Annotated in this window: 20 protein-coding genes; 14 read left to right on the forward strand and 6 right to left on the reverse strand. The window is 62.9% G+C overall.

From position 1 onward, the window contains the following. Positions 1–67: 67 nt before the first annotated feature. The 3 genes from MHX63_RS04090 to groL all read left to right on the forward strand — a co-directional run bounded on the left by MHX63_RS04090 (position 68) and on the right by groL (position 2,605). Positions 68–496, forward strand: a complete 429-nt coding sequence (locus MHX63_RS04090) for a hypothetical protein (protein ID WP_239387342.1) — start codon at positions 68–70, stop codon at positions 494–496. Between the two features lie 177 nt (positions 497–673). Further along, entirely contained in the window at positions 674–973 is a 300-nt protein-coding gene (groES, locus tag MHX63_RS04095) for a co-chaperone GroES (RefSeq protein WP_035009982.1), read from the forward strand. A 12-nt stretch (positions 974–985) separates the two neighbouring features. Then, positions 986–2,605: a chaperonin GroEL gene (gene groL / locus MHX63_RS04100; RefSeq protein ID WP_239387343.1), complete on the forward strand. Its 1,620-nt coding sequence runs from the start codon at positions 986–988 to the stop codon at positions 2,603–2,605. A 156-nt stretch (positions 2,606–2,761) separates the two neighbouring features. On the opposite strand, the gene MHX63_RS04105 is transcribed toward groL, so the two are convergent. After that, complete coding sequence (locus MHX63_RS04105) at positions 2,762–3,067, reverse strand: WhiB family transcriptional regulator (protein WP_239387344.1); 306 nt, start codon at positions 3,065–3,067, stop codon at positions 2,762–2,764. Positions 3,068–3,557: 490 nt separating this feature from the next. Here MHX63_RS04105 and MHX63_RS04110 point away from each other — a divergent pair, with 490 nt between their 5' ends. Together MHX63_RS04110 and MHX63_RS04115 are read left to right on the forward strand one after the other, a co-directional pair. Beyond that, complete coding sequence (locus tag MHX63_RS04110) at positions 3,558–4,127, forward strand: sigma-70 family RNA polymerase sigma factor (RefSeq protein WP_239387345.1); 570 nt, start codon at positions 3,558–3,560, stop codon at positions 4,125–4,127. A gap of 45 nt (positions 4,128–4,172) precedes the next feature. After that, on the forward strand, positions 4,173–5,102 hold the full coding sequence (locus MHX63_RS04115; RefSeq protein ID WP_239387346.1) for a hypothetical protein: 930 nt from the start codon (positions 4,173–4,175) through the stop codon (positions 5,100–5,102). Here MHX63_RS04115 and MHX63_RS04120 read toward each other — a convergent pair whose 3' ends face one another. Next, on the reverse strand, positions 5,103–5,501 hold the full coding sequence (locus MHX63_RS04120; RefSeq protein ID WP_239387372.1) for a DUF5319 domain-containing protein: 399 nt from the start codon (positions 5,499–5,501) through the stop codon (positions 5,103–5,105). A gap of 292 nt (positions 5,502–5,793) precedes the next feature. Here MHX63_RS04120 and guaB point away from each other — a divergent pair, with 292 nt between their 5' ends. From guaB to MHX63_RS04145, 5 genes are all read left to right on the forward strand, one after another. Next, the gene (guaB, locus tag MHX63_RS04125; RefSeq protein ID WP_239387373.1) at positions 5,794–7,329 is read left to right on the forward strand and encodes an IMP dehydrogenase; all 1,536 of its coding nucleotides are present in this window, start codon (positions 5,794–5,796) and stop codon (positions 7,327–7,329) included. Between the two features lie 61 nt (positions 7,330–7,390). Beyond that, positions 7,391–8,554, forward strand: a complete 1,164-nt coding sequence (locus MHX63_RS04130; protein ID WP_239387347.1) for a GuaB3 family IMP dehydrogenase-related protein — start codon at positions 7,391–7,393, stop codon at positions 8,552–8,554. A gap of 42 nt (positions 8,555–8,596) precedes the next feature. Then, positions 8,597–9,028: a hypothetical protein gene (locus tag MHX63_RS04135; RefSeq protein ID WP_239387348.1), complete on the forward strand. Its 432-nt coding sequence runs from the start codon at positions 8,597–8,599 to the stop codon at positions 9,026–9,028. 49 nt (positions 9,029–9,077) lie between these two features. Continuing rightward, positions 9,078–10,667, forward strand: a complete 1,590-nt coding sequence (guaA, locus tag MHX63_RS04140) for a glutamine-hydrolyzing GMP synthase (protein WP_239387349.1) — start codon at positions 9,078–9,080, stop codon at positions 10,665–10,667. A 135-nt stretch (positions 10,668–10,802) separates the two neighbouring features. Next, positions 10,803–11,501 (forward strand): hypothetical protein, encoded by a 699-nt coding sequence (locus MHX63_RS04145; RefSeq protein ID WP_239387350.1) that lies wholly within the window; start codon positions 10,803–10,805, stop codon positions 11,499–11,501. 87 nt (positions 11,502–11,588) lie between these two features. On the opposite strand, the gene MHX63_RS04150 is transcribed toward MHX63_RS04145, so the two are convergent. Then, on the reverse strand, positions 11,589–12,023 hold the full coding sequence (locus tag MHX63_RS04150; RefSeq protein WP_239387351.1) for a hypothetical protein: 435 nt from the start codon (positions 12,021–12,023) through the stop codon (positions 11,589–11,591). A 207-nt stretch (positions 12,024–12,230) separates the two neighbouring features. On the opposite strand from MHX63_RS04150, the gene MHX63_RS04155 reads away from it, so the two are divergent. The 3 genes from MHX63_RS04155 to MHX63_RS04165 are packed head-to-tail and all read left to right on the forward strand — an operon-like array spanning position 12,231 to position 15,933. Beyond that, positions 12,231–13,082, forward strand: a complete 852-nt coding sequence (locus tag MHX63_RS04155; protein WP_239387352.1) for a hypothetical protein — start codon at positions 12,231–12,233, stop codon at positions 13,080–13,082. Continuing rightward, positions 13,066–14,877, forward strand: coding sequence for a DNA polymerase Y family protein (locus tag MHX63_RS04160; protein ID WP_239387353.1), 1,812 nt, complete (start codon positions 13,066–13,068; stop codon positions 14,875–14,877). Before MHX63_RS04155 ends, MHX63_RS04160 begins: the two co-directional genes overlap by 17 nt. Positions 14,878–14,913: 36 nt before the next feature. Then, positions 14,914–15,933 carry a sucrase ferredoxin gene (locus MHX63_RS04165; RefSeq protein WP_239387354.1) on the forward strand — a complete coding sequence of 340 codons (1,020 nt, stop codon included), beginning with the start codon at positions 14,914–14,916 and terminating at the stop codon, positions 15,931–15,933. 77 nt (positions 15,934–16,010) lie between these two features. On the opposite strand, the gene MHX63_RS04170 is transcribed toward MHX63_RS04165, so the two are convergent. Genes MHX63_RS04170 through MHX63_RS04180 form a run of 3 tightly spaced genes read right to left on the reverse strand, consistent with a single transcriptional unit; the run spans position 16,011 to position 18,678 of the window. Next, positions 16,011–16,691 carry a methionine ABC transporter permease gene (locus tag MHX63_RS04170; protein ID WP_034984925.1) on the reverse strand — a complete coding sequence of 227 codons (681 nt, stop codon included), beginning with the start codon at positions 16,689–16,691 and terminating at the stop codon, positions 16,011–16,013. Beyond that, positions 16,688–17,773, reverse strand: coding sequence for a methionine ABC transporter ATP-binding protein (locus MHX63_RS04175; RefSeq protein WP_239387355.1), 1,086 nt, complete (start codon positions 17,771–17,773; stop codon positions 16,688–16,690). Before MHX63_RS04175 ends, MHX63_RS04170 begins: the two co-directional genes overlap by 4 nt. Before the next feature lie 44 nt (positions 17,774–17,817). Further along, complete coding sequence (locus MHX63_RS04180; RefSeq protein ID WP_239387356.1) at positions 17,818–18,678, reverse strand: MetQ/NlpA family ABC transporter substrate-binding protein; 861 nt, start codon at positions 18,676–18,678, stop codon at positions 17,818–17,820. A 234-nt stretch (positions 18,679–18,912) separates the two neighbouring features. Here MHX63_RS04180 and MHX63_RS04185 point away from each other — a divergent pair. Next, positions 18,913–21,533 (forward strand): error-prone DNA polymerase (locus MHX63_RS04185; protein ID WP_304504257.1); only part of this gene is annotated, 2,621 nt, incomplete at its 3' end.

The raw sequence follows: 21,533 nt of genomic DNA on the forward strand, positions 1-21,533 counted from the left end.
GCAAGATGTTCTGTGACTGTCTAAAAACTCACAACTCTTTCATCACACAACAAGCTAGGAGCTCAATATGCCACGCAGCATGCTGGTAACGCCGGACCTGCAGACGAAGGAAATGGACATTGATCTGTCGGAGGCTGCCGACGTTCTGGGCGGAAGCGAGCAGGACCGCCTGCACGTGGTTTTCGTGGAAAGTGGTCTGACCGTCGCTGCCATTTATTCCTCCGATGCACGCAAGGCGGAGAACCCGGAGCCGAACCCGCTCGCTTCCATGGGGCGCAAGGAGCAGGAGACCGGCGATTCCAGCTTCATCTCTGACCCGGCTCGCGCGATCCTCGGCCCCGTGCTGTTCGTCGGCGACGAGGGTGCAGGGCTGACCGACGAGGACGTCGAGTCCATCCACGACGGCATCCGCGCAGTTGAGAACTACAAGGTAGACAACGCCAAGGATTACGAGCTGTGGTACAACGCGGTGGTTAACCTGACCAAAGGGATCTAGCGCCGGGGATCTAGCACCGGGGCTGGTTGAGCGTTAGCACTTGCGAGGGTAGAGTGCCAGATAGGTTGTTTGACTCACAGTTGTTCACCCGCGACGACGGCTGTATCTGGAAAACCAACCGGCACAACAGTTCACAAGAGTGAAACCTACAGCTCGAATACACGGAGGTATTCAATCGTGGCTAACGTCAACATCAAGCCCCTTGAGGACCGCGTCCTCGTCCAGATCGTCGAGGCGGAGACCACTACCGCATCCGGCCTAGTCATCCCGGACTCCGCTAAGGAGAAGCCGCAGGAGGCCACCGTCATCGCAGTCGGCCCCGGCCGCTGGGCAGATGACGACGACCGCATCCCGATGGATGTGAAGGAGGGCGACACCGTTATCTTCTCCAAGTACGGAGGCACCGAGCTGAAGTACGACGGCGAAGAGTACCTGCTGCTGACCCAGCGCGACATCCTCGCTGTCATCGAAAAGTAAGCGGGTAGCTGCATGTCAAAACTCATCGCATTTGATCAAGAGGCTCGCGAGGGCCTGCAGAAGGGCGTGGACGCCCTGGCGGACGCGGTGAAGGTGACCCTAGGCCCGCGCGGCCGCAACGTCGTGCTGGACAAGGCCTTCGGTGGCCCAACCGTAACCAACGATGGCGTGACCATTGCTCGCGACATCGACCTGGAGGACCCCTTCGAGAACCTAGGTGCCCAGCTGGTTAAGTCCGTAGCCATCAAGACCAACGACATCGCCGGCGACGGCACCACTACCGCTACGCTGCTGGCTCAGGCCCTGATCAATGAGGGTCTGCGCACCGTGGCAGCCGGCGCCAACCCGATCGCCGTGAACCGCGGCATCGCCCAGGGCACCGAGCGCGTTGTGGAACTGCTGCGCGAGCTGGCGCAGCCAGTGGCGGACAACGCCGCCATCGCCAACGTCGCCACCGTTTCTTCCCGCGACGAGAAGATCGGCGCCATGGTTGCCGACGCTTTCGACAAGGTGGGCAAGGACGGCGTGGTGACCGTCGAGGAATCCCAGTCCATCGAGGACGAGTCGATCGTCACCGAGGGTGTTTCCTTCGACAAGGGCTACCTGTCCCCGTACTTCGTTACGGATCAGGAGACCGGCCACGCAGAGCTGGAAAACCCGCTGATCCTGCTGGTGCGCGAGAAGATCTCCTCCCTACCGGACTTCCTGCCGGTACTGGAGAAGGTTGCTAACTCCGGCAAGCCGCTGCTGATCGTCGCCGAGGACATCGAGGGCGAGCCGCTGCAGATGCTGGTGCTGAACGCCATCCGCAAGTCCCTGAAGGTTGCAGCTGTGAAGTCCCCGTACTTCGGCGACCGTCGCTCTGCGTTCATGGACGACCTGGCTATCGTCACCGGCGGTACCGTCATCGACAGCGAGCTGGGCCACAAGCTCTCCGAGACCACTCTGGAGCAGCTGGGTTCTGCCCGTCGCGTGAACATCACCAAGGAAGATACCGTGCTGGTCGACGGTGCTGGTTCCGCCGAGGCTGTCGAGGAGCGCCGTAACCAGATCCGCAACGACATCGAGCGCACCGACTCCTCCTGGGACAAGGAGAAGTTCGAGGAGCGTCTGGCGAAGTTGTCCGGCGGCGTGGCCGTCATCCGCGCCGGTGGCGCTACTGAGACCGAGGTCAACGAACGCAAGCTGCGCATCGAGGATGCGATCAACGCAGCACGTGCCGCTAGCCAGGAAGGTGTAATTGCAGGCGGTGGCTCCGTACTGGTGCAGATTGCAGCTGAGATCGAGGAGCTGTCCCGCCAAGTAGAAGGCGACGAGAGTATCGGTCTGCGCTCTCTGGCGCGCGCTCTGCGCCGCCCGGCATACTGGATTGCCGACAACGCTGGCCTGGACGGCGCCGTCGTGGTCTCCAAGATCGCTGAGCAGTCCAACGGCTCGGGCTTCAACGCCGCCGCCCTGGAGTACGGCAACCTGCTGGAGCAGGGCATCATCGATCCGGTGAAGGTAACCCACTCCGCTGTGGTTAACGCCACCTCCGTCGCCCGTATGGTGCTGACGACTGAGACCGCCGTGGTGGACAAGCCTGCCGCTCCGGCTCCCCAGGCAGGAGCACACGCTGGCCACGCCCACTAGTGGGATAGCTGCCGTAGCCCGCTGCTAGGCAGTGATAAAAGGGAGAGGGATAATCCCTCTCCCTTTCTTTTGTGTTCGCTGCCTCGTGTGGGATGAGCGGGCCTGCCTTGGTGGGCTTTATGTGCCCAGCCAGCGGCTAGGAGGCTATGCGGCCCGCTAGGAGGCTACGCGGCGATTGCGGTTGCGGGAAGTGGGGCGCAGGATAGCGTCGCGCTCGGACTCGCTAAGGCCACCCCAGATGCCGTAGGGTTCGCCCACGCTGAGTGCGTGGTTGCGGCACTGCTCAATCACCGGGCACTCACGGCAGATGGCCTTGGCGCGGTGCTCGCGCATGGCACGGGCACGGCCACGCTCGCCATCCGGGTGGAAGAAGACAGAAGAATCAGCCCCGCGGCATGCGCCATGAAGTTGCCATTCCCAAGTCGAAGAAACGGGTCCCGGAAGCTGGCTGGGCTGTGGCATTAGGTGGTTACTCCTCGTGAAAAGTCAGATGCTCACTTGTAGTGACGTTTGAGAGGTTCCAATCCTTAAATGAACTCTAAGTAACGAACGAGTGCCTTTTGGGTATCCAAAACCTGTTGTGACATAGCTATTTCGCATAGCTGTAGCTACCTACCTGCGAGAACGTGGCTAGTTGAACAATGGATTAACTTGTTTCTACGCCACGCCTAGATTCCCCCCAAAGGGGGTTAATAAATTCTCTGCCTGCTGCATTCTTCCCGCGATCTTGCTGGGAGATCGCCAGATATGGCTGTCAGGAGGGTTGGCGTTAGCTGAAAAACCAGAGCAAAAGTGGGAACATGTTTCAGGTTTGTTCAATTGCATTCGCGTGAGGAGAAATCGAACAGTCCCCTTTTAGTCGATCCGGGGCTGTCGGCGCGGTGTGATAGTTTCAATCCACATTGATGAAGACGCTGATAAAAACGCGCGAGCATTTGACGGAGTAGAGGCGATGGCTGCAGACCAGGCAACCGACGAGGAGATTCGAGATCTCCTCCCGGCGGCCATTGACCAAGACTGTCGCGCAGTTAATCGTCTTATTCAGCTGATCCACCCGAAGGTGGTTCTCTTTTGTCGCGGTAAGCTGAGCATGAACGGCTACCCTACGCCTGATGACGTCGCGCAGGACGTCTGTATTGCGGTGGCCAAGGCGCTTCCCGGGTATGAGGATCGTGGGGCACCGTTTATGGCCTTCGTCTACCAGGTGGCGCGAAACAAGATTACTGACGCCTACCGTTTTCAAACCCGGGATATGTCTGATCCGACAGAGGAGCTACCGGAGGAAGAGAGTTTCCAGGATTCACCTGAAGAGGTGTACTTAAGCCAAGATTCATGTAACGATTTAGCTAGGAAGCTCGATATTCTCAGTGAGAAATCACGAGAAATTCTTCTTCTTCGAGTTATTCACGGCTACTCCGCAGAGGAGACCGCGGAGCTCGTGGGCTCGAAGCCAACAGCCGTTCGCGTTGCTCAGCACCGCGCGGTTATGAAGCTAAAGAAGCACGGAATTATTCAAAAGTAAGTGGCTACCCTCGGGTAGTTCAGGAAAGAAAAGAGCTCAGCAGCCATGGCGCAGAATGACGGCTTCCGGGAGGGCGAGGAGAACTTCGCTTCCATCCTGGATGTAGATCGCATCCTTGATGCGATCGGCCGCGGCGAGGCGATTCCGGAAACGGAAAACTTTGATTCCAACGACCCTGCTTTTGCGGATCTAGTTGCCCGCCGTGAGGAGCTTTACCAGGATATTCCGCCTGCGCCGGACGTAAGCTTCCTGTTTGCGGAAGACAGTGGCGAAGAATCTGAAACTGAAGTGGCTGAAGCAGCAGGGGGTGCGGGCAACGGTTCGCGCCTGCTGCGCACTAGCGCCAAGGCAGCCGCTGCCGGGGGAGTTTCCCTGACTAGCATGCTGATCGCCGGCGGAGTGGCCGCAGCCATCGCCGTGGGCGGTCTGGGGTACGCTGCCTACTCCAGCTCGCAGGGCGCACACGTGAAGCGCGATACCGTGGCCGAGCGGGAAGCCGTGGAAGCAGAGGGCTCCAACGGTCTTGCTGAGAGCTCCGCTAGTGGGCAAGGTGGCGTCCTCGGCGAAGAGAACGTTGCAGACAAGCAGGGGCGCAGCGAAAAGAGCGACCGCAAGTCCAACGACGAGAGGCGCCAGAAGGAAGAGGGTAAGTCGAGCAAGCCCGCAACAAAGAGCTCCAAGGCGCCCGAGGCAACAGCTGTAGACGAAATCCCGACGACTACCATTCTGCTCGGTGGGACGGATACCCCTGAGCAGCCGGGGCCGGCTATGCCGATGGGTGCGCCGTCGCCGACGAACCCCACCGAGACGACTTCGAAAACGAAGAAGCCAAACGAGCCTACGGCAACCCGTCAGGATCAGCCGACTCCAACCACGGGCGGGCCACGTAACCCAGAGCCGCTGCCGGTGCTCACCGACTACAACTCCCCCCGCGCGGACAACAGCGGTGCAGAACCCGCAGGTGGAAGCAGCTAGTTACTTCCCCCAGAGGAATGGCGGGCGCAGACCGTGGAACGCGAAATCGATCGCGTCCGCATAACCCAGGCAATAATCCCAGGTCACGTAATTATTCGGGTTTGGCTGCGCAGAAGGCTCGTGTACTGGCACAAGCTCGTTGTTCATCATCGTGCGAATATTCGACTCGATGATGTCCCAGTCATAGAAATGACTGTCCTCGCAATCCTCACACAGCATGGTGATACCCCGAACCCCACGCGGCTCCAACAGTTTGCGGAAATCCCGGACGTTCTGCAGATCCTCCCGCAGAGCCTGAACCTCATCGGGAGACAACGGCGGAACGGCCTCATTAAACTCGTCGGGATCCAGGAACGACGCAGGGTCGTTCGGATCATCGGCGAAAGGGTCCGGCGGCATCTGATCGTGGTTAAAGCTCACACCAACACCGTACCCTGTGGCCCGTAATGCAAGGCAAAAGCATCGCCTCACTACAAATTAGGGAATGGATCGTCTACAAACTGAGGGATGAGAACGAAGTGCGCGCCCCGCCGCCGCTACCTAACCCCGGCACACAAAAACGTGCTGCAAAGGGTTATTCTGTAGTACATCGGCGAAAAGATGGCGAGAACTCCCAGGCACCCAAGCCCTGGTGGGGCAGCGCCGCAGAATTTTCTAGAGGAAGGTCGGGCAACCTGTGACGAACCCAGAGATGAACGCGAAGATTTACCCAGTTTCTACCGGCGGCGACGACCCTAACAAGGTTGCACTGGTAGGACTGACTTTCGATGACGTCCTGCTGCTGCCCGCCGCCTCTGAGGTAATCCCCTCCGGCGTGGACACCTCCACCCAGTTCACCCGCAACATCAACCTGAACATCCCGGTGGCCTCCGCTGCCATGGATACCGTCACCGAGGCTCGCATGGCTGTCGCCATGGCTCGCCACGGCGGTATCGGCGTGCTGCACCGCAACCTGTCCATCGAGGATCAGGCGCAGCAGGTAGAGATCGTCAAGCGTTCCGAGGCCGGCATGATCACCGACCCGGTTACCGCCTCTCCGGACATGACCATCCAGGAGGTAGACGACCTGTGTGCCCGCTACCGCATCTCCGGACTGCCGGTTGTGGATGACGAAGGCGTGCTGGTTGGCATTCTCACCAACCGCGACATGCGCTTCGAAAGCGACTTCAGCCGCAAGGTCTCCGAGGCCATGACCCCCATGCCACTGGTCGTCGCTCAGGAAGGCGTGTCCGCCGAAGCAGCCCTGAGCCTGCTTTCCGAGAACAAGGTAGAAAAGCTGCCGATCGTCGACGGCGCCGGCAAGCTGACCGGCCTGATCACCGTCAAGGACTTCGCCAAGCGCGAGCAGTACCCACTAGCTGCGAAGGACTCCTCCGGCCGCCTGCTGGCCGCCGCTGGTATCGGCACCGGCGAGGACGCCTGGACCCGCGCAGGCAACCTGGTGGATGCTGGTGTGGACGTGCTGATCGTCGATACCGCCCACGCCCACAACCGCGGCGTGCTGGACATGGTTTCCCGCGTGAAGAAGGAGTTTGGCGACCGCGTAGATGTCGTCGGCGGGAACCTCGCCACCCGCGAGGCAGCGCAGGCCATGATCGAAGCCGGAGCAGACGGCATCAAGGTCGGTATCGGCCCGGGCTCCATCTGCACCACCCGCGTCGTCGCGGGCGTTGGTGCCCCGCAGATCACAGCCATCATGGAAGCGGCCGTCCCAGCCAAGAAGGCGGGCGTGCCGATCATCGCTGATGGAGGCATGCAGTTCTCCGGCGACATCGCTAAGGCACTGGCGGCTGGGGCGTCCACAGTAATGCTGGGCTCCATGCTCGCCGGATCGGCCGAGACTCCCGGCGAGATCGTGACTATCAACGGCAAGCAGTACAAGCGCTACCGCGGCATGGGCTCCATGGGCGCCATGCAGGGGCGTGGTCTGACCGGCGAGAAGCGCTCCTACTCCAAGGACCGTTACTTCCAGGCCGACGTGCAGTCCGAGGAGAAGCTGGTGCCGGAAGGCATCGAGGGCCGTGTGCCGTTCCGCGGCTCGATCGGCTCGATCCTGCACCAGCAGGTCGGTGGCCTGCGCGCTGCCATGGGTTACACCGGCGCAGCGACGATCTCCGAGCTGCACAACGCACGCTTCGTGCGTATCACCGGTGCGGGGCTGCGCGAATCGCACCCACACGATGTGCAGGGCATTATGGAAGCGCCGAACTACAACCCGAACCGCTAGAGCCAGGAAGAGCAAGCTAGATCTAGCCAGCTAAAGCACGCCTTTAAGGAGCAATCCAGCCATGCAGGAATACGTTGACATCGGACGTTCGCGCGCTGCCCGCCGGGTGTACGGTCTGAACCAGATTGACATTGTGCCGTCCCGGCGCACCCGCAGCTCGCACGATGTGGATACGTCGTGGAAGATTGACGCTTATTCCTTCGACATCCCGGTGATGACACACCCGACCGATTCGATCGTCACGCCCGAGTTCGCTATCGAGTTTGGCCAGCTCGGTGGCCTTCCGGTGATCAACGCCGAAGGCCTCTGGGGGCGCGTGGATGACCTGGATGCCGCCCTGCGCGGGGTTGTTGAAGCTGCTCGCAAGGCAGAGTCCGCGCTGTTTGATGATGATGACGCCGCCTCGGACTCCGATATCTTCGGCGCCAACGCGGAGCTGCAGCGTCTCCACTCCCTGGACCTGAACGTCGATCTGCTGCAGGAACGGCTGAACCAGGTACGGGAATCGGGTATCCGCTTCGCCGTCCGTGTGTCCCCGCAGAACGCTCGCGAGCTCGCGCCGGCACTGATCAAGTCCGGCATGGACCTGCTGGTGGTTCAGGGCACCCTGGTCTCCGCAGAACACGTGCATCGCGACGGCGAGCCGTTGAACCTGAAGGAGTTCATCGGCAGCCTGGACATCCCGGTGATCGCTGGTGGCGTGGTGGATTACACCACCGCCATGCACCTGATGCGCACCGGCGCGGCGGGTGTGATCATCGGCTCTGGCCACACCACCAACAACGATTCGTTGGGCATCGACGTGCCAATGGCCACTGCTATCGCCGATGCGGCCGCTGCACGCCGCGACTACCTGGACGAAACGGGCGGCCGCTACGTTCACATCATCGCCGACTCCTCGCTGCGCAATTCCGGTGACGTAGCCAAGGCCATCGCCTGCGGCGCAGATGCCGTATCTCTGGGGCTTCCCTTGGCCACCGCTGCTTCCGCGGGTGCTCCGAACTGGTACTGGCCGTCCACGGCAGGCCACCCGAAGCTGCCGCGCGGCCTGGTGGAAGAGGTAGGCCTGGGCGACGAGCCGCTGCCGTTGAAGGAGCTGCTGTTCGGCCCAACTGCCAACCCGGTTGGTGGAGAGAACATTATTGGCGCCCTGCGCCGCTCGATGGCTAAGTGTGGATACACGGATATTAAGAGCTTCCAGAAGGTCGATCTGGTCGTCCGCTAGTACTTGGTCGCCCGTTAATACAGAAAGACACAACTGATCTGAATGAAGATTTCCCAGTGGTGGCAGCGCACAACTGACCGGTTGCCGATGCAGCTAGCGGTGCTGTCGTGGGCGTCAATAATAATCGGCGTGATTGGCATCATCGCCACGATCGTGCTCTACCTCGGCTACCAGCCGCAGCATGGCGACGAAACCGTGAAGATGAACGTCGGCGCGACCGGCGTGATGGTGGGGCTGTACTTCTTCGCCTTCGCGCTGTTCGGAGCGATGATTATTCAGGGGCGTACGTGGGGTGTGTCCGGGCTGGTGCTGACCCACATCACACTGGTGCTGATTACGATTACGGTGATCCAGTCGGGTGTGATCTGGCTGGCCACAATTCTCGGCGTGGTGGCAGTGGTATCGCTGGGGCTGATTTTCTCCCCGCCGTCGATGGATTGGTACAAGCAGCGCTTCACGGACGGTCGTGGCTAGCTAGCGACCGGTGTGCCCCGTGGCGCGCAGGTGCGTTAGAGTTAGGGACGTGAATCAACAAGACTCAGCTGCCGCCGCTCCACGGCCCGTACTTGTCGTGGATTTCGGTGCGCAATACGCACAGCTCATTGCCCGCCGGGTGCGCGAGGTGAACCTGTACTCTGAGGTGATCCCGCACACCATGCCTGCCGACGAGGTTGCCGCGAAGAACCCTGCGGCCTTGATCCTTTCCGGTGGACCTTCTTCTGTTTATGCAGATGACGCCCCCTCGCTCCAACCCGGACTGCTGGAGCTGGGGGTGCCGGTATTCGGCATCTGCTATGGCTTCCAAGCGATGACCAAGGCCATGGGTGGCACCGTGGCGAAGACCGGCCTGCGCGAGTACGGCCGGACCGAGCTGCAGATCCAGCCCGAGGCTGGCGTGCTGCACGGGGACATGGGGGAGAACCAGCAGGTGTGGATGAGCCACGGCGACTCCGTCTCTGAAGCGCCGAAGGGCTTCACCGTGACCGCCCGCACCGAGGGTGCGCCGGTGGCTGCTTTTGAGTGCCCGGAGAAGCGCATGGCGGGCGTGCAGTACCACCCTGAGGTGCTGCATTCCCCGAAGGGCCAGGAGGTGCTGCGCCGCTTCCTGCTGGAAACCGCTGGACTAGAGCCTACGTGGACTGCCGGTAACATTGCCGAGCAGCTGATTGAGCAGGTGCGCGAGCAGATCGGCGACGAAGGGCGCGCTATCTGCGCCCTGTCCGGTGGCGTGGATTCCGCCGTGGCGGCCGCGCTGGTGCAGCGCGCGATCGGCGACCGTCTGACCTGTGTGTTCGTCGACCACGGTCTGCTGCGCGCCGGTGAGCGCGAGCAGGTGGAGAAGGACTTTGTGGCCGCCACAGGCGCGAAGCTGGTGACGGTGGACGAGCGCGAGGCGTTCCTGCAGAAGCTGGCCGGCGTGACTGAGCCCGAGGCTAAGCGCAAGGCCATCGGCGCGGAGTTCATCCGCTCCTTCGAGCGCGCCGTTGCGGGCGTGCTGGCCGATGCCCCGGAGGGATCCAGCGTGGACTTCCTGGTACAGGGCACGCTGTACCCGGACGTCGTGGAATCCGGTGGCGGCGCCGGCACCGCGAACATCAAGAGCCACCACAACGTCGGCGGCCTGCCGGACGACGTGGAGTTCAAGCTGGTGGAGCCGCTGCGCCTGCTGTTCAAGGACGAGGTGCGCGCCGTGGGTCGCGAGCTGGGTCTGCCGGAGGAAATCGTGGCGCGCCAGCCGTTCCCAGGGCCGGGCCTGGGCATCCGTATCATCGGCGAGGTGACGGAGGAGCGCCTGGAGACGCTGCGTGCTGCCGACGCTATCGCCCGTGCTGAGCTGACCGCCGCGGGCTTGGACGACGTGATCTGGCAGTGCCCGGTGGTGCTGCTGGCGGACGTGCGTTCCGTGGGTGTGCAGGGCGATGGCCGTACCTATGGTCACCCGATTGTGCTGCGCCCGGTATCCAGTGAGGATGCGATGACGGCCGACTGGACCCGTATTCCTTTCGACGTGCTGGAGAAGATCTCCACGCGCATCACCAACGAGGTGGAGGAAGTGAACCGCGTGGTGCTGGACGTCACCAGCAAGCCGCCGGGAACTATCGAGTGGGAGTAAGGGCGGCTTTTTGCCCGGCTTAGAAATTTTTTAGAGGAAACTTTCGAAATACTGATTTCTCTTCCCTAACTAGGTTATGCTTTAGCGCGAAGTTGTTTGCAGGCTCATGCAAAACTGATCAAAAGGTATTCCTCTATGGCTTCTAAGTTTGTTCGTAGCGCAACCGCTATTGCCGCAGCATCTGCACTGGCTTTCGGTGGCGTGAGTGTTGCATCCGCCGCGCCGGCTGGTTCCCTGGGTGGCCTGACTGGCTCCCTAGGTGGCAAGAAGGATCTGGACGTCCCGCAGGGTGACAAGATTAAGTTGGGTAATGTCGGTGGCCCGGCCTGGATTGTTGACGTGTACAAGCAGGTTCATGGTGCAACCACCGTTGCTCCGGGCGCTATTGTGAAGACCCGTGTTTTGATTCAGGGTGTGAAGGGTAAGACCCGCATCGACGAGATCCTTGAGTGGATGCCAAAGGGCTTCAAGCTGGTCAAGGTTGAGCGCATTAAGGGTGGTCTGCTGGGCGACGGTGTCCATGAGCTGGGTCAGTCCGAGTACGCGGTTACTCAGAACAAGGATCGGACTGAGGTTCGCGTTTCTTGGGAGGAGGGTCTGCTGATTAAGCAGAAGCCCACCGTCGATACCGCCACTCCGCTGCTGCTGGACTTCACCTGGAAGGCTCCGGAGAAGGAGGGTACCTACAAGAATGGTGCTGGTGCGAAGGTTGGCGCTGTTGTGAATAACAACAAGGTCTTCGACAACGGCACCCCGATCGTAGTGAAGAAGGGTGCAGCTCCGGCTGGCTCCGGTGCTTCCGGCAGTCTGTCCGGTGGTCTCTCCGGCTCCTAATAGAAGCTGAAATAGTTTTTCGGCTCGCACTCCCCGGCACTTGGGGAGTGCGAGCCGTTTTTGTTTTCGTGCGATGCTCTTTGAGTGCTACTTCTTCTTGGTTGTGTTCTTGGTTTTGTCGATCGGCTTGATGTGCGCGGTGCCGTCGATGTGTGGGTAGATGAACCAGGTGTACGCGCTGGCGATGACCCACGCGATGGCCATGAGTACCCACGAGCGCGTATTTAGCAGCGGAAGAGCCATCAGTGCGATCCATAGTGGGAACAGGGGTGCGACCTGCGCTGCGCTGGTGCGGTAGCGTTCGCCACGCTTTTCCACCTCTGCACGCACCTGCCGGCGGTATGGGTGGCTAAACGTCAGGAGTAGCGCCGCGCCGACGTTGAGAATCAGCACGATCACTTGAAAGCCGGGTGCGAGTGGCGCGACCATAATGCCCACTGCCAGGCCGAAGAGTACCGAGGCGGCGGCACGCACGGGCGTGGGTGGGGCGATGACGGGCTCGTTGCGGTTTGTTGGGCTCATGGTTGCCCATTTTAGGTGACGCCCCCTTTTCCGCCCCCTTCAACCTGCGCCTTTGTTGCCGCGTTTGACGCTGCGGCGCGGGGAGGGATATATTCGACCCCATCGAGTTAGAACACGTGTTCTAATATGTGTTGTGTGCGGAGTAGTCCTGTACATGGACGCTGATAGAACATGCGGTGTCGAAAAAAGGGAAGGGAGGTGGCAACCATGGCGCAGTCTGCAGGAGAATCTGCGGCGCAGGCGACGATTGCCAGCTTGCGGCGCAAGATGCAGCAGATCGAATCCGGGGGAGCCCCGATGGCCAGCGCTTCGAGTGCTGCGGTACTGGAATCGGCACCGGCGGGGAAGGGGGCGTCACAAAGAAAAGAAGCACAAAGAAGAGACAGCGTGCGTGTCGCACCGGTCCCGGCGTGGCTGGCCGAGCACCTGCCGGGTGGCGGGGTGGCACGTGGACAGGCGACGCAAATTTCGGATTGTCCGGCAGTGCTGGTGGATGTGCTGGCGCACCTGACGGCGCAGGGGATGTGTGTGGCGGTGGTCGATTATCCGCGGCTGGCGATCGCGGCGGTGGCGGCTGCTGGCGGCAACGTGGAGCGGCTGGTGCTGGTGCCGGATTCCACCCCGCACACGGCGGCGGTGCTGGGCACGCTGGTGGAAGGGATGGATGTGGTGCTGTTTGCGGCGGGTGGGCAGCTCGGCAAACAGGGCGGACAGAGTGGGCAGAGTGGACGGAGCAGTGGCGGTTCCGTGAGCCCGACCTTCGCGCGCCCCGTGGAGGCGCGGTTGTGGAAGAGCGAATGTGCCTTGCTGGTGTGTGGAAAGGCGTGGCCGCAGGCCAGGATGCACGTGGAGCTGCAGGTATGCGGTGTGCTGGGGCTGAGGCGCGGGAGTGGGCGCATCCGCGCTGTGGAGGTCGCGGGGCGCGTGTGGGGTAAGGCTCAGCCGCCGAGTGCGGTGCGGGCGACGATTGGTGCAGAGGATGTGATTGGTGCAGAGAGCGTAGCGGACACAGCGGACACAGCGGGCACAGAGGATACGGCACATGCGTACTCCGGATAGCGCGGTGCGGGAGGCACCTGCGACCCACAACAGGCGGGTGGCGGTGCTGTGGTTCCCGGATTGGCCGGTGTACGTCCAGGCACAATCGCGCGGGTGGGATGTGCTGGCGCCCGCCGCGGTGATCGCCGATTACCGGGTGCTGGCCTGCAATGCGGCCGCACGCACCCAGGGAATCAGGATCGGAATGAAACAGCGGCATGCCCTGGCGGCGTACCCACAGCTGAACGTCGCGGCGGACGATCCCACCCGACAGGCCTCAGTACACGAGGACGTGCTGGCCGCGCTGCAGGACGTCAGCGCAGTCGTGGAGACGCTACGCCCCGGACTGCTTGCCTTCCCGGTGGACGCGCTAGCCAGGTACTACGGCGACGAGGCCAACGCGGTGGAGAAACTGCTGGATGCCGCCGCGCGGATACACGCCGACTGCCTGGCCGGCGTGGCCGATGACTTGGTCTCGGCGGTATGGGCGGCCCGGCTGGGCAAGAGTATCCCCGTGGGCGGCAGTGCGGAGTTCATTGCGGGGTTGCCGATCAGTGTACTGAGCATCGAACCGGAGCTGCGCGCCCCGGCACACCTCAGCGCCACACTGCAGCAGCTAGGGCTACGTACGATGCGTGACTTTGCTGAACTGCCACGCGCAGACGTGGCCGCGCGCTTCGGGCAGGAGGCCGTGGAGTGGCACCGCATCGCCAGCGGGCACATCGACCGGGATGTGGCACCCCGGCGGCAACGGGAAGACCTAGAGCTGCGCTATGAGGCCGATGAGCCCATCGCACGTACCGAAACCGCCGCATTCATTGCCCGGCACGTGGCCACTGCGCTGCACAACAAGCTCTTCGCCGCCGGCGAGGCCTGCCTGCGTCTGGCCGTGCGGGCCTACCTGGAACCCCCGGTGGGATACACCGGACCAACCGTCATCGAGAGACTGTGGCGCTGCCGCGAACCACTCTCGGAGCAAGACACCGCTCAGCGGGTGCGCTGGCAGCTCGACGGTTGGCTTACCCGGCTGCGCGCCGGTCCGGGGAACGCTGGCGGAGCGGGGGTGCACGGCGACGGGCTAGACGGAGTCGACGGAGAGATCGTCGAGGCCGACTGGGCGGACAACACCGTCGGGGTGACGTGTATCGAACTCGTACCTGTGGAGACCATCCCGGCGGGCAGCCTGGCCGCGCCATTGTGGGGCGGGCCGGATGAAGGCATCCGTGCCGCCCGCGCCGCCGCCGGGCGGGCGCAAGCACTGATCGGTATGAACCGCGTGCTCCGTCCCATCCACCGAGGCGGCCGTGCCGTAGCCCGACGTATCGCCACCGTGCCCTATGGCGAGGACGACCCGGAGGCAGTGACCGCCCTGCCGACCCGCCAATGGGAAGGGCAGCTATTGCCCCCTCTGCCAGGGCTGATCGGCTCGCCGACCAGTGATGATGGCACCCCCGGTGCTAGCGGTCACAACTCCGGCGGCCGTGGCCCCAGCGAACGCAACCCCAGCGCCGCGCACCCCGCAGCACGCCTGGCGCTGCTGGACCGCCACGGCGATGCCGTGTACGTCACCGGCCGTGGCCTGATGAGTTCCCCGCCGGAAACCCTGCGCTGGGGTGCCCGGCGGCTCCGCATCACCGGGTGGGCCGGCCCCTGGCCGGTCGACGAGCACTGGTGGGCCGAGGGGAAGCGCTACGCACGGCTGCAGATCGCAGCCCGCGAGGAAACCCACAGCGGATACCACAAAGGCGCCCCCAAAGACCACGCATTCCTGCTGGTATGCAAGGGGAAGCAGTGGCGGATCGAAGCGACTTATTAGCCCGCCTGCAGCTTCCAACTTGGTACTGTTGTAGGCATGCCTACAACTAGAAACGCGCAGGCCGGACAGCCCGAAACCGGACAGCCCACCACTACTCAGGTCTCCGGCGGAATCTACGCGGACATGTGCTCCCAGCAGACCGACGAGGCTCTTCCCGGCACCGCCAAGCCGGGCAAGATCATCCTCGCACTCGAGTTCGTCACCAACTGGGGTCACGACATTCTCGACGGCACCGCGCTAGGGGAGGAGCTCACCGAAAAGGTCGAGAAGTTCCTCAAGGACAACGGTGCCCAGCTGCAGTTCATCCGCCGCCCCGGTCGCGAAGGCCAGCAGCGCGCAGCCAGCTCCACCCGGCAGCTCTACATCAGCTGGGCCGAAGGCTACGACGACGACCCCACGCCCATCCTCGAAAGCCTTCAAGTCTCTGGCCCCGAAGCGCTTCTGGACCTCGACCTTAGCGCCCCCGGCGCCGCCGGTGGCCAGCGCATCGACGGTCCACTGCTGCTGGTGTGCACCCACGGCAAGCGCGACAAGTGCTGCGCGGTTTTCGGCCGCCCGGTAGCCGACGAGCTCACCGCCAAGTACGGCCAGATGGTCTGGGAATCCTCCCACACCAAGGGTCACCGCTTCGCCCCCTCCATGATCTTGCTGCCCCACAACTACTCCTACGGCCAGCTCGGCACCACGGGTGCCAGCAGCATGCTGGAGCGCGCCAAGCAAGGCGAGCTGTGGCTGGAGGGCTGCCGCGGACGCGGGGTCTGGGATCCGGTCGGCCAGGCCGCGGAGCTGGCCGTGGCGGAGAAGCTGGCCAGCGAAGGCCGCCCCGTCAAGCTCGCCAGCATGCACGTGACCAAGCCGGAAGCGGCCAGAGACACAGACTCCGCCACCGAGGTGCGCGTCGTGACCGTTGCGGCGGAAGTGAACCCAGAAGCTGGCCCAGAAACGGGCACAGAACAAGAAATCACGGTCCGCCTGAGCGCGCACCCAGGTGGAACCTCCGTTCCCTCTTGCGGCAAGGGCCCCAAGCAGACCGTGACGTGGGTCGCGGAATTCTAAACGCACAACAAAACCCCGGGGGCAGTTCATTCTGAACTAGCACCCGGGGTTTCGTGCTCTCTAGCAGCGCGTGCTGACTAGCGGCGCATGATCTTCTTCGACAGCCAGTTTCCGCCCAGCTGCGCGATCTGCACGATCACGATGATCACTGCAACGGTCGTCCACGTGACGGCGTCATTAAACGAGCGGTAACCGTAGACAATCGCGAAGTCACCCAGACCACCTGCACCGATGTAACCGGCCATGGCGGACATATCCACGATGGCGATGAACATGAAGGTGAAGCCCAGGATCAGCGGGCCCAGCGCCTCGGGGATAATCACGGTGAAAATGATCTTCAGCGGCGAGGCACCCATCGCCTTGGCGGCCTCGATCACGCCCGGGTCGATCGCCACCAGGTTCTGCTCGAAAATACGCGCAGCGCCGAAGGTGGCGGCTACGACCATGCCGACGATGGCCGCTTCCGTACCGATACGGCTCTGCACGACCAGGTCCGTCAGCGGGCCGATTGCCGTCAGCAAGATGATGAACGGGATCGGGCGGATGAAGTTCACCAGGAAGTTCGTGATCCAGTAGACCACCCGGTTCTGCAGAATGCCGCCCTTGCGGGTGGTGTACAGCAGCAGGCCGATGATCAGGCCCAGTACCGAGGAGATCAGCAGCGTGATCGAGACCATGTACAGCGTCTCGAAGATCGCCTTCTGGAAAGTATTGCCGTAGCGGTCCCAATCCATTTGCGCGAGGGTCATCGTGTTCATCGGATCTCCTCAATCTCGGTGGAATCCTGCATGTGGCCGTGGAATTCCTCGATCGCCTTCTCGCCGTCGGCATTGTGGGGCGTCAGGCGCAGGGTAAGGCGGCCGAAGCTGTGGTTCTGGAGGGTGGTGACGCCACCGTGGACGATGTTTACCGTCACCCCTGCAGCGGACAGCTTCGAGATGGCATCGAAAAACCCGATTCCCTCGGCCATGGTCACAGTGAAGAGTCGGCCGTTTTCGGACTGCAGTGCCTCCGCCTCGACCATGTCGGGGGTGTTGCGCAGCGAGGTGGCCACGAAGTTGGCGGCAGTCTTCGTCTGCGGGTTGGAAAATACCTCGTAGACGCTGCCCTGCTCCACGATGCGGCCGTTCTCCATCACGATCACGGAGTCGGCGATGGAACGCACAACCTCCATCTCGTGGGTGATCACCACGATGGTGATGCCGAGCTCGCGGTTCACTTTACGCAGCAGCTCCAGCACGTCGCGGGTGGTGGAGGGATCCAGCGCACTGGTGGCCTCGTCGGCCAGCAGCAGGCTGGGGTTGGTGGCCAGCGCGCGGGCGATGCCGACGCGCTGCTTCTGGCCACCGGACAGCTGCTCCGGGTAGGCATTGCCCTTGTCTGACAGGCCGACGAACTCCAGCAGCTCCTTGACGCGCTCTTCCCGCTGCTGCTTGGGCATGCCTTGCAGGCGCAGTGGGTAGGCGACGTTGCCTGCCACGTTGCGGGAGGAGAACAGGTTGAACTGTTGGAAGATCATGCCGATGTCGCTGCGCAGCTTGCGCATCTGCGATTCTGGCAGGGGAACGATGTCCTGGCCATCCAGCAGGATCTGCCCGCTGGTGGGGCGATCCAGGCCGTTGATCTGCCGGACAAGGGTGGACTTGCCGGCGCCGGAGTAGCCGATGATGCCGACGATGGAGCCCGCCGCGATCTGCGTGTTGATGTCCTGCAGGGCGTGAATTTCCTTCTTGCCCTGCTTGAAGACCTTGGTCACGTCGCGGAAGACGATCTCCGTGCCGGTATTGCCAGTGCTGTCGGCGCTGGGCTGGTCGACGCTAGGTTGTGCGTCTGTCGCCATAGGGAACCTCTTTTGAGAGTTGGGGTTAGTAGTGCCGATTGGGCCTACTTCTTGATCTGGTCCTCGGTGTCCTTCAGAACCTTAGCCAGCTCCTCCGGACCCATCTGAACCTGGACGGAGGTGCCCTTGGACTGCTCGTTCAGTGCATCCTGAACGTCCTTGGAGTGCCAGACCTCGACGAGCTTCTTCAGATCCTCGTCGTCCTTGTTCTCCTCGGTGGTGACGAAGGCGTTGATGAACGGCTTTGCAGCCTCTGCCTTCGGATCATCCTCGACGATGGCGGACTTCGGGTCGATGTTGCCGCGCTCCAGGAAGGAGTTGTTGATGACGGCCGGGGTGCCATCCTTGTAGGCGGTCACGGTCTGGGCTGCGTCCACCGGGGTGACCTTGACCTTGGACTTACCCTCGTCGACGTCGGCCGGGGTCGGGGAGAGGATCTTGTTGTCCTTCAGCTTCACCAGACCAGCGGATGCCAGCACGTGCAGAGCGCGACCCTGGTTAGTCGGGTCGTTCGGGATGGCAACCTCGCCGGCTTCCTCGATGTCCTTGACCTCGCTGTGGTCCTGGTAGTACACGCCCAGCGGGATGATCTCGGTAGCGCCGATCGGCACCAGGTTGGAGTCGTTGTTGACGTTGTAGTCAGCCAGGAACATCAGGTGCTGGAAGTTGTTGACGTCGATCTCGCCGTCGGCCAGTGCACGGTTCGGCAGGCTGTAGTCGCCGAACGGAACCAGCTCCACGTTCAGGCCTTCTTCCTGGGCCTTTTCCTCAAACACCTGCCACTGCTTCTGGCCCTGGTCGGTGGTGCCGACCTTGATCGTGTCGTCGTCACCGCCGCAGGCGGTTAAGCTGAAGGCCATAACTGCTGCAGCTACACCGGCTGCTACTTTACGGCGAAGGGACATGGGATCCTCCTGGATAATCATGGAGCCCGGTGCTCTGTCGAATGTCCGGGCTGAACTGTGCGATTAAAGTAGCACTCTAATCCAAAATGAACAACTTGGTCTAGTCTCAGTTTCGACTGTTTTCGAAGAGTTTGTTCGCTCTAGCGAGTAATAGAATGTGTGTTCTATAATTTCTTTGTGTCTGTTGAACCTCATGACCCCGCCAGCGAATCGAACCCTGCACCCCGCCGCTCGCTGCGCAAGCCGCAATCCAGGAGCTTTTCCCTGGCTCAGCCGCTTAGCTGGGCGCAGCTTGAAAGCGTGTTATCCGGCAGAGGAGCCGGGCTACAGAACCTCCGCGCGGTCGGAGTGGGGGAAGGTCAACGGCGCCCCACGCCGCTTGCCCCTGCGGAGGCGGAAGGCACTGGGGCCGAGGGGGCGTCACAAAAAGAAACAACAACCCCCTTTGCAGAGCTCCATGCCTGCAGCGCCTACAACTTTCTGCGTGGCGCGAGTCAGCCCGAACAAATGGTTGAGGCGGCCCGTGACCTCGGGTTAAGCGCGCTTGCATGCCTGGACCGCGACGGTTTCTACGGGGCGGCGCGCTTCGCTACGGCAGTGGCGGAGAGCAAAGCGGACCTCGCCACGGTATTCGGCGCGGAGCTGAGCCTCGACATGCCGCTCACGGTGCTGTGCAAGGGGCGCGAAGGCTACACGCGGCTCAGCCGGGTTATTTCGGACGCCCGCATGGCTGATCCGGACAAAGACTCCGTCCGGTACCCTAGCCTTCCCCAGCTGGCAGAGGCAGCCGGCGGCCACTGGCTGGTATTGCTGGATTGGCGCAGGACGGACGCGCAGCTCGTGGATCTCTTCGGCGCGGACAACGTCGTAGTGGAGCTGCAGCACACGATGAACCCCGCCGACGCCGACCGCAACGAGCGTCTCCACGCCCTGGCAGTGCGCCACGGCCTACGCGAGATCGTCAGCAGCGCCCCGACGTGCGCCACCCCTCAGTACTCCCGGCTGGCCGGGGCGAAGGCCGCACTGCGCGAGCGGAAAGATATGGCCGCCGCGGAGCCGACCACCCACCCGGTCGGCGGCTCGTGGCTGCGCTCGGGCGAGGAGATGCTGCAGCTTGCGGGCGATTGCGAGTGGCTGGCGTGCGCCGTGGAGACCTCCGTGCAGGTTGCCGAAGAATGCGCCTTCACGCTAGATCTCGTAGCGCCGAACCTGCCGCACTTCCCCGTGCCGGAGGGGTACACGGAAATGACCTGGCTGCGCGCCATCACCGAACGCGGCGGGGAGCAGCGCTACGGCCAGCGCGGTTCCTCCGCCGCTGCCAACCAGGCCTGGGCCACCATCGACCGCGAGCTGGAAACCATCGAGCAGCTGGGGTTTCCCGGCTACTTCCTGATCGTCCACGACATCGTCTCCTTCTGCCACGAGAACAACATCTTCTGTCAGGGGCGAGGATCCGCGGCGAACTCCGCGGTGTGTTTTGCGCTGGGGGTCACGACGGTGGACGCTGTGGCCTCCGGCCTGCTCTTCGAACGTTTCCTTTCCCCCGAGCGCGACGGGCCACCAGACATCGACCTCGACATCGAATCCGGGCGGCGCGAGGAGGCGATCCAGTACGTGTACTCCCGCTATGGCCGCGAAAACGCTGCGCAGGTGGCGAACGTGATCACCTACCGCCGCCGCGGCGCCACCCGCGATGCCGGGCGCTCCCTCGGCTACGCGCCGGGCCAGATCGATGCTTGGACCCGCCACCCGGAGAAAACCCCCGGCGTAGTACGAAACCTGGCCGAGCAGATGCTGAACCACCCTCGCCACCTGGGTATTCACTCCGGTGGCATGGTGATCTGCGACCGCCCGATCGCACAGGTCGTGCCGACGGAATGGGCGCGGATGGAAGGCCGTTCGGTGGTGCAATGGGACAAGGACGATTGCGCGGCTGTGGGGCTGGTGAAGTTCGACCTGCTGGGGCTCGGCATGCTGGAGGCGCTACACCACGCGGTGGACCAGGTGCGCGCCCACCGGGGCCGGGAGGTCGAGCTGTGGCGGCTGGACCCCACGGAGCCGGAGGTCTACGCGATGCTCGCCCGCGCGGACGCGGTGGGGGTGTTCCAGGTGGAATCCCGCGCGCAGATGTCCACCCTGCCGCGCCTGAAGCCGCGCACCTTCTACGACCTGGTGGTGGAGGTCGCGCTGATCCGCCCCGGGCCCATCCAGGGCGGCTCCGTGCACCCCTATATTCGCCGCCGCAATGGCCTGGAGCCCGTGACCTTCGACCACCCGTGCCTGGAGCCCGCCCTGACGAAAACCCTGGGCATCCCGCTGTTCCAGGAGCAGCTGATGCAGATGGCCGTGGACGCCGCGGGCTTTAGCGGCGCCGAGGCCGATACCCTGCGTCGGGCGATGGGATCCAAGCGCTCGCCGCAGAAGATGGAGCGGGTGAAGAAGCGCTTCTACCAGGGGTTGGAGGCGAAGAACGGAATCCGCGGTGCGGTGGCCGACCGCCTATGGGACAAGATCGTGGCCTTCGCCAGCTACGGCTTCCCGGAATCACACTCGCAGTCTTTCGCCTCCCTGGTCTACTACTCCGCGTGGTTCAAGTACCACTATCCGGCGGAGTTCTGCGTGGCCCTGCTGCGCGCCCAGCCGATGGGGTTCTACTCGCCGCAGTCCCTGCTGGCCGACGCGCGTCGGCACGGCGTGGAGGTCCTTCCCGTGGACGTGAACGCTTCGGACGTGCAGGTGGATACGGTTGTTTCCTTAAAGACGCCCCCAGGCACCAACCGGCCCACGGGAGTTCACGGGCTAGGCCGGGGGACCGGCGAGCCGGTGGGGCAAATCCGGCTTGGGCTCAGCGGGGC

Source organism: Corynebacterium sp. ACRQK, assembly GCF_022345965.1.
Classification (GTDB): domain Bacteria; phylum Actinomycetota; class Actinomycetes; order Mycobacteriales; family Mycobacteriaceae; genus Corynebacterium.

What these genes read in the sequence shown, in the direction of transcription:
- MHX63_RS04090 (WP_239387342.1), top strand. Translation starts at nt 68, where the DNA reads ATGCCACGCAGCATGCTGGTAACGCCGGACCTGCAGACGAAGGAAATG.
- groL (WP_239387343.1), top strand. Translation starts at nt 986, where the DNA reads ATGTCAAAACTCATCGCATTTGATCAAGAGGCTCGCGAGGGCCTGCAG.
- MHX63_RS04105 (WP_239387344.1), bottom strand. Translation starts at nt 3,067, where the DNA reads ATGCCACAGCCCAGCCAGCTTCCGGGACCCGTTTCTTCGACTTGGGAA.
- MHX63_RS04110 (WP_239387345.1), top strand. Translation starts at nt 3,558, where the DNA reads ATGGCTGCAGACCAGGCAACCGACGAGGAGATTCGAGATCTCCTCCCG.
- MHX63_RS04115 (WP_239387346.1), top strand. Translation starts at nt 4,173, where the DNA reads ATGGCGCAGAATGACGGCTTCCGGGAGGGCGAGGAGAACTTCGCTTCC.
- MHX63_RS04120 (WP_239387372.1), bottom strand. Translation starts at nt 5,501, where the DNA reads ATGCCGCCGGACCCTTTCGCCGATGATCCGAACGACCCTGCGTCGTTC.
- guaB (WP_239387373.1), top strand. Translation starts at nt 5,794, where the DNA reads ATGAACGCGAAGATTTACCCAGTTTCTACCGGCGGCGACGACCCTAAC.
- MHX63_RS04130 (WP_239387347.1), top strand. Translation starts at nt 7,391, where the DNA reads ATGCAGGAATACGTTGACATCGGACGTTCGCGCGCTGCCCGCCGGGTG.
- MHX63_RS04135 (WP_239387348.1), top strand. Translation starts at nt 8,597, where the DNA reads ATGAAGATTTCCCAGTGGTGGCAGCGCACAACTGACCGGTTGCCGATG.
- MHX63_RS04145 (WP_239387350.1), top strand. Translation starts at nt 10,803, where the DNA reads ATGGCTTCTAAGTTTGTTCGTAGCGCAACCGCTATTGCCGCAGCATCT.
- MHX63_RS04150 (WP_239387351.1), bottom strand. Translation starts at nt 12,023, where the DNA reads ATGAGCCCAACAAACCGCAACGAGCCCGTCATCGCCCCACCCACGCCC.
- MHX63_RS04155 (WP_239387352.1), top strand. Translation starts at nt 12,231, where the DNA reads ATGGCGCAGTCTGCAGGAGAATCTGCGGCGCAGGCGACGATTGCCAGC.
- MHX63_RS04160 (WP_239387353.1), top strand. Translation starts at nt 13,066, where the DNA reads ATGCGTACTCCGGATAGCGCGGTGCGGGAGGCACCTGCGACCCACAAC.
- MHX63_RS04165 (WP_239387354.1), top strand. Translation starts at nt 14,914, where the DNA reads ATGCCTACAACTAGAAACGCGCAGGCCGGACAGCCCGAAACCGGACAG.
- MHX63_RS04170 (WP_034984925.1), bottom strand. Translation starts at nt 16,691, where the DNA reads ATGAACACGATGACCCTCGCGCAAATGGATTGGGACCGCTACGGCAAT.
- MHX63_RS04175 (WP_239387355.1), bottom strand. Translation starts at nt 17,773, where the DNA reads ATGGCGACAGACGCACAACCTAGCGTCGACCAGCCCAGCGCCGACAGC.
- MHX63_RS04180 (WP_239387356.1), bottom strand. Translation starts at nt 18,678, where the DNA reads ATGTCCCTTCGCCGTAAAGTAGCAGCCGGTGTAGCTGCAGCAGTTATG.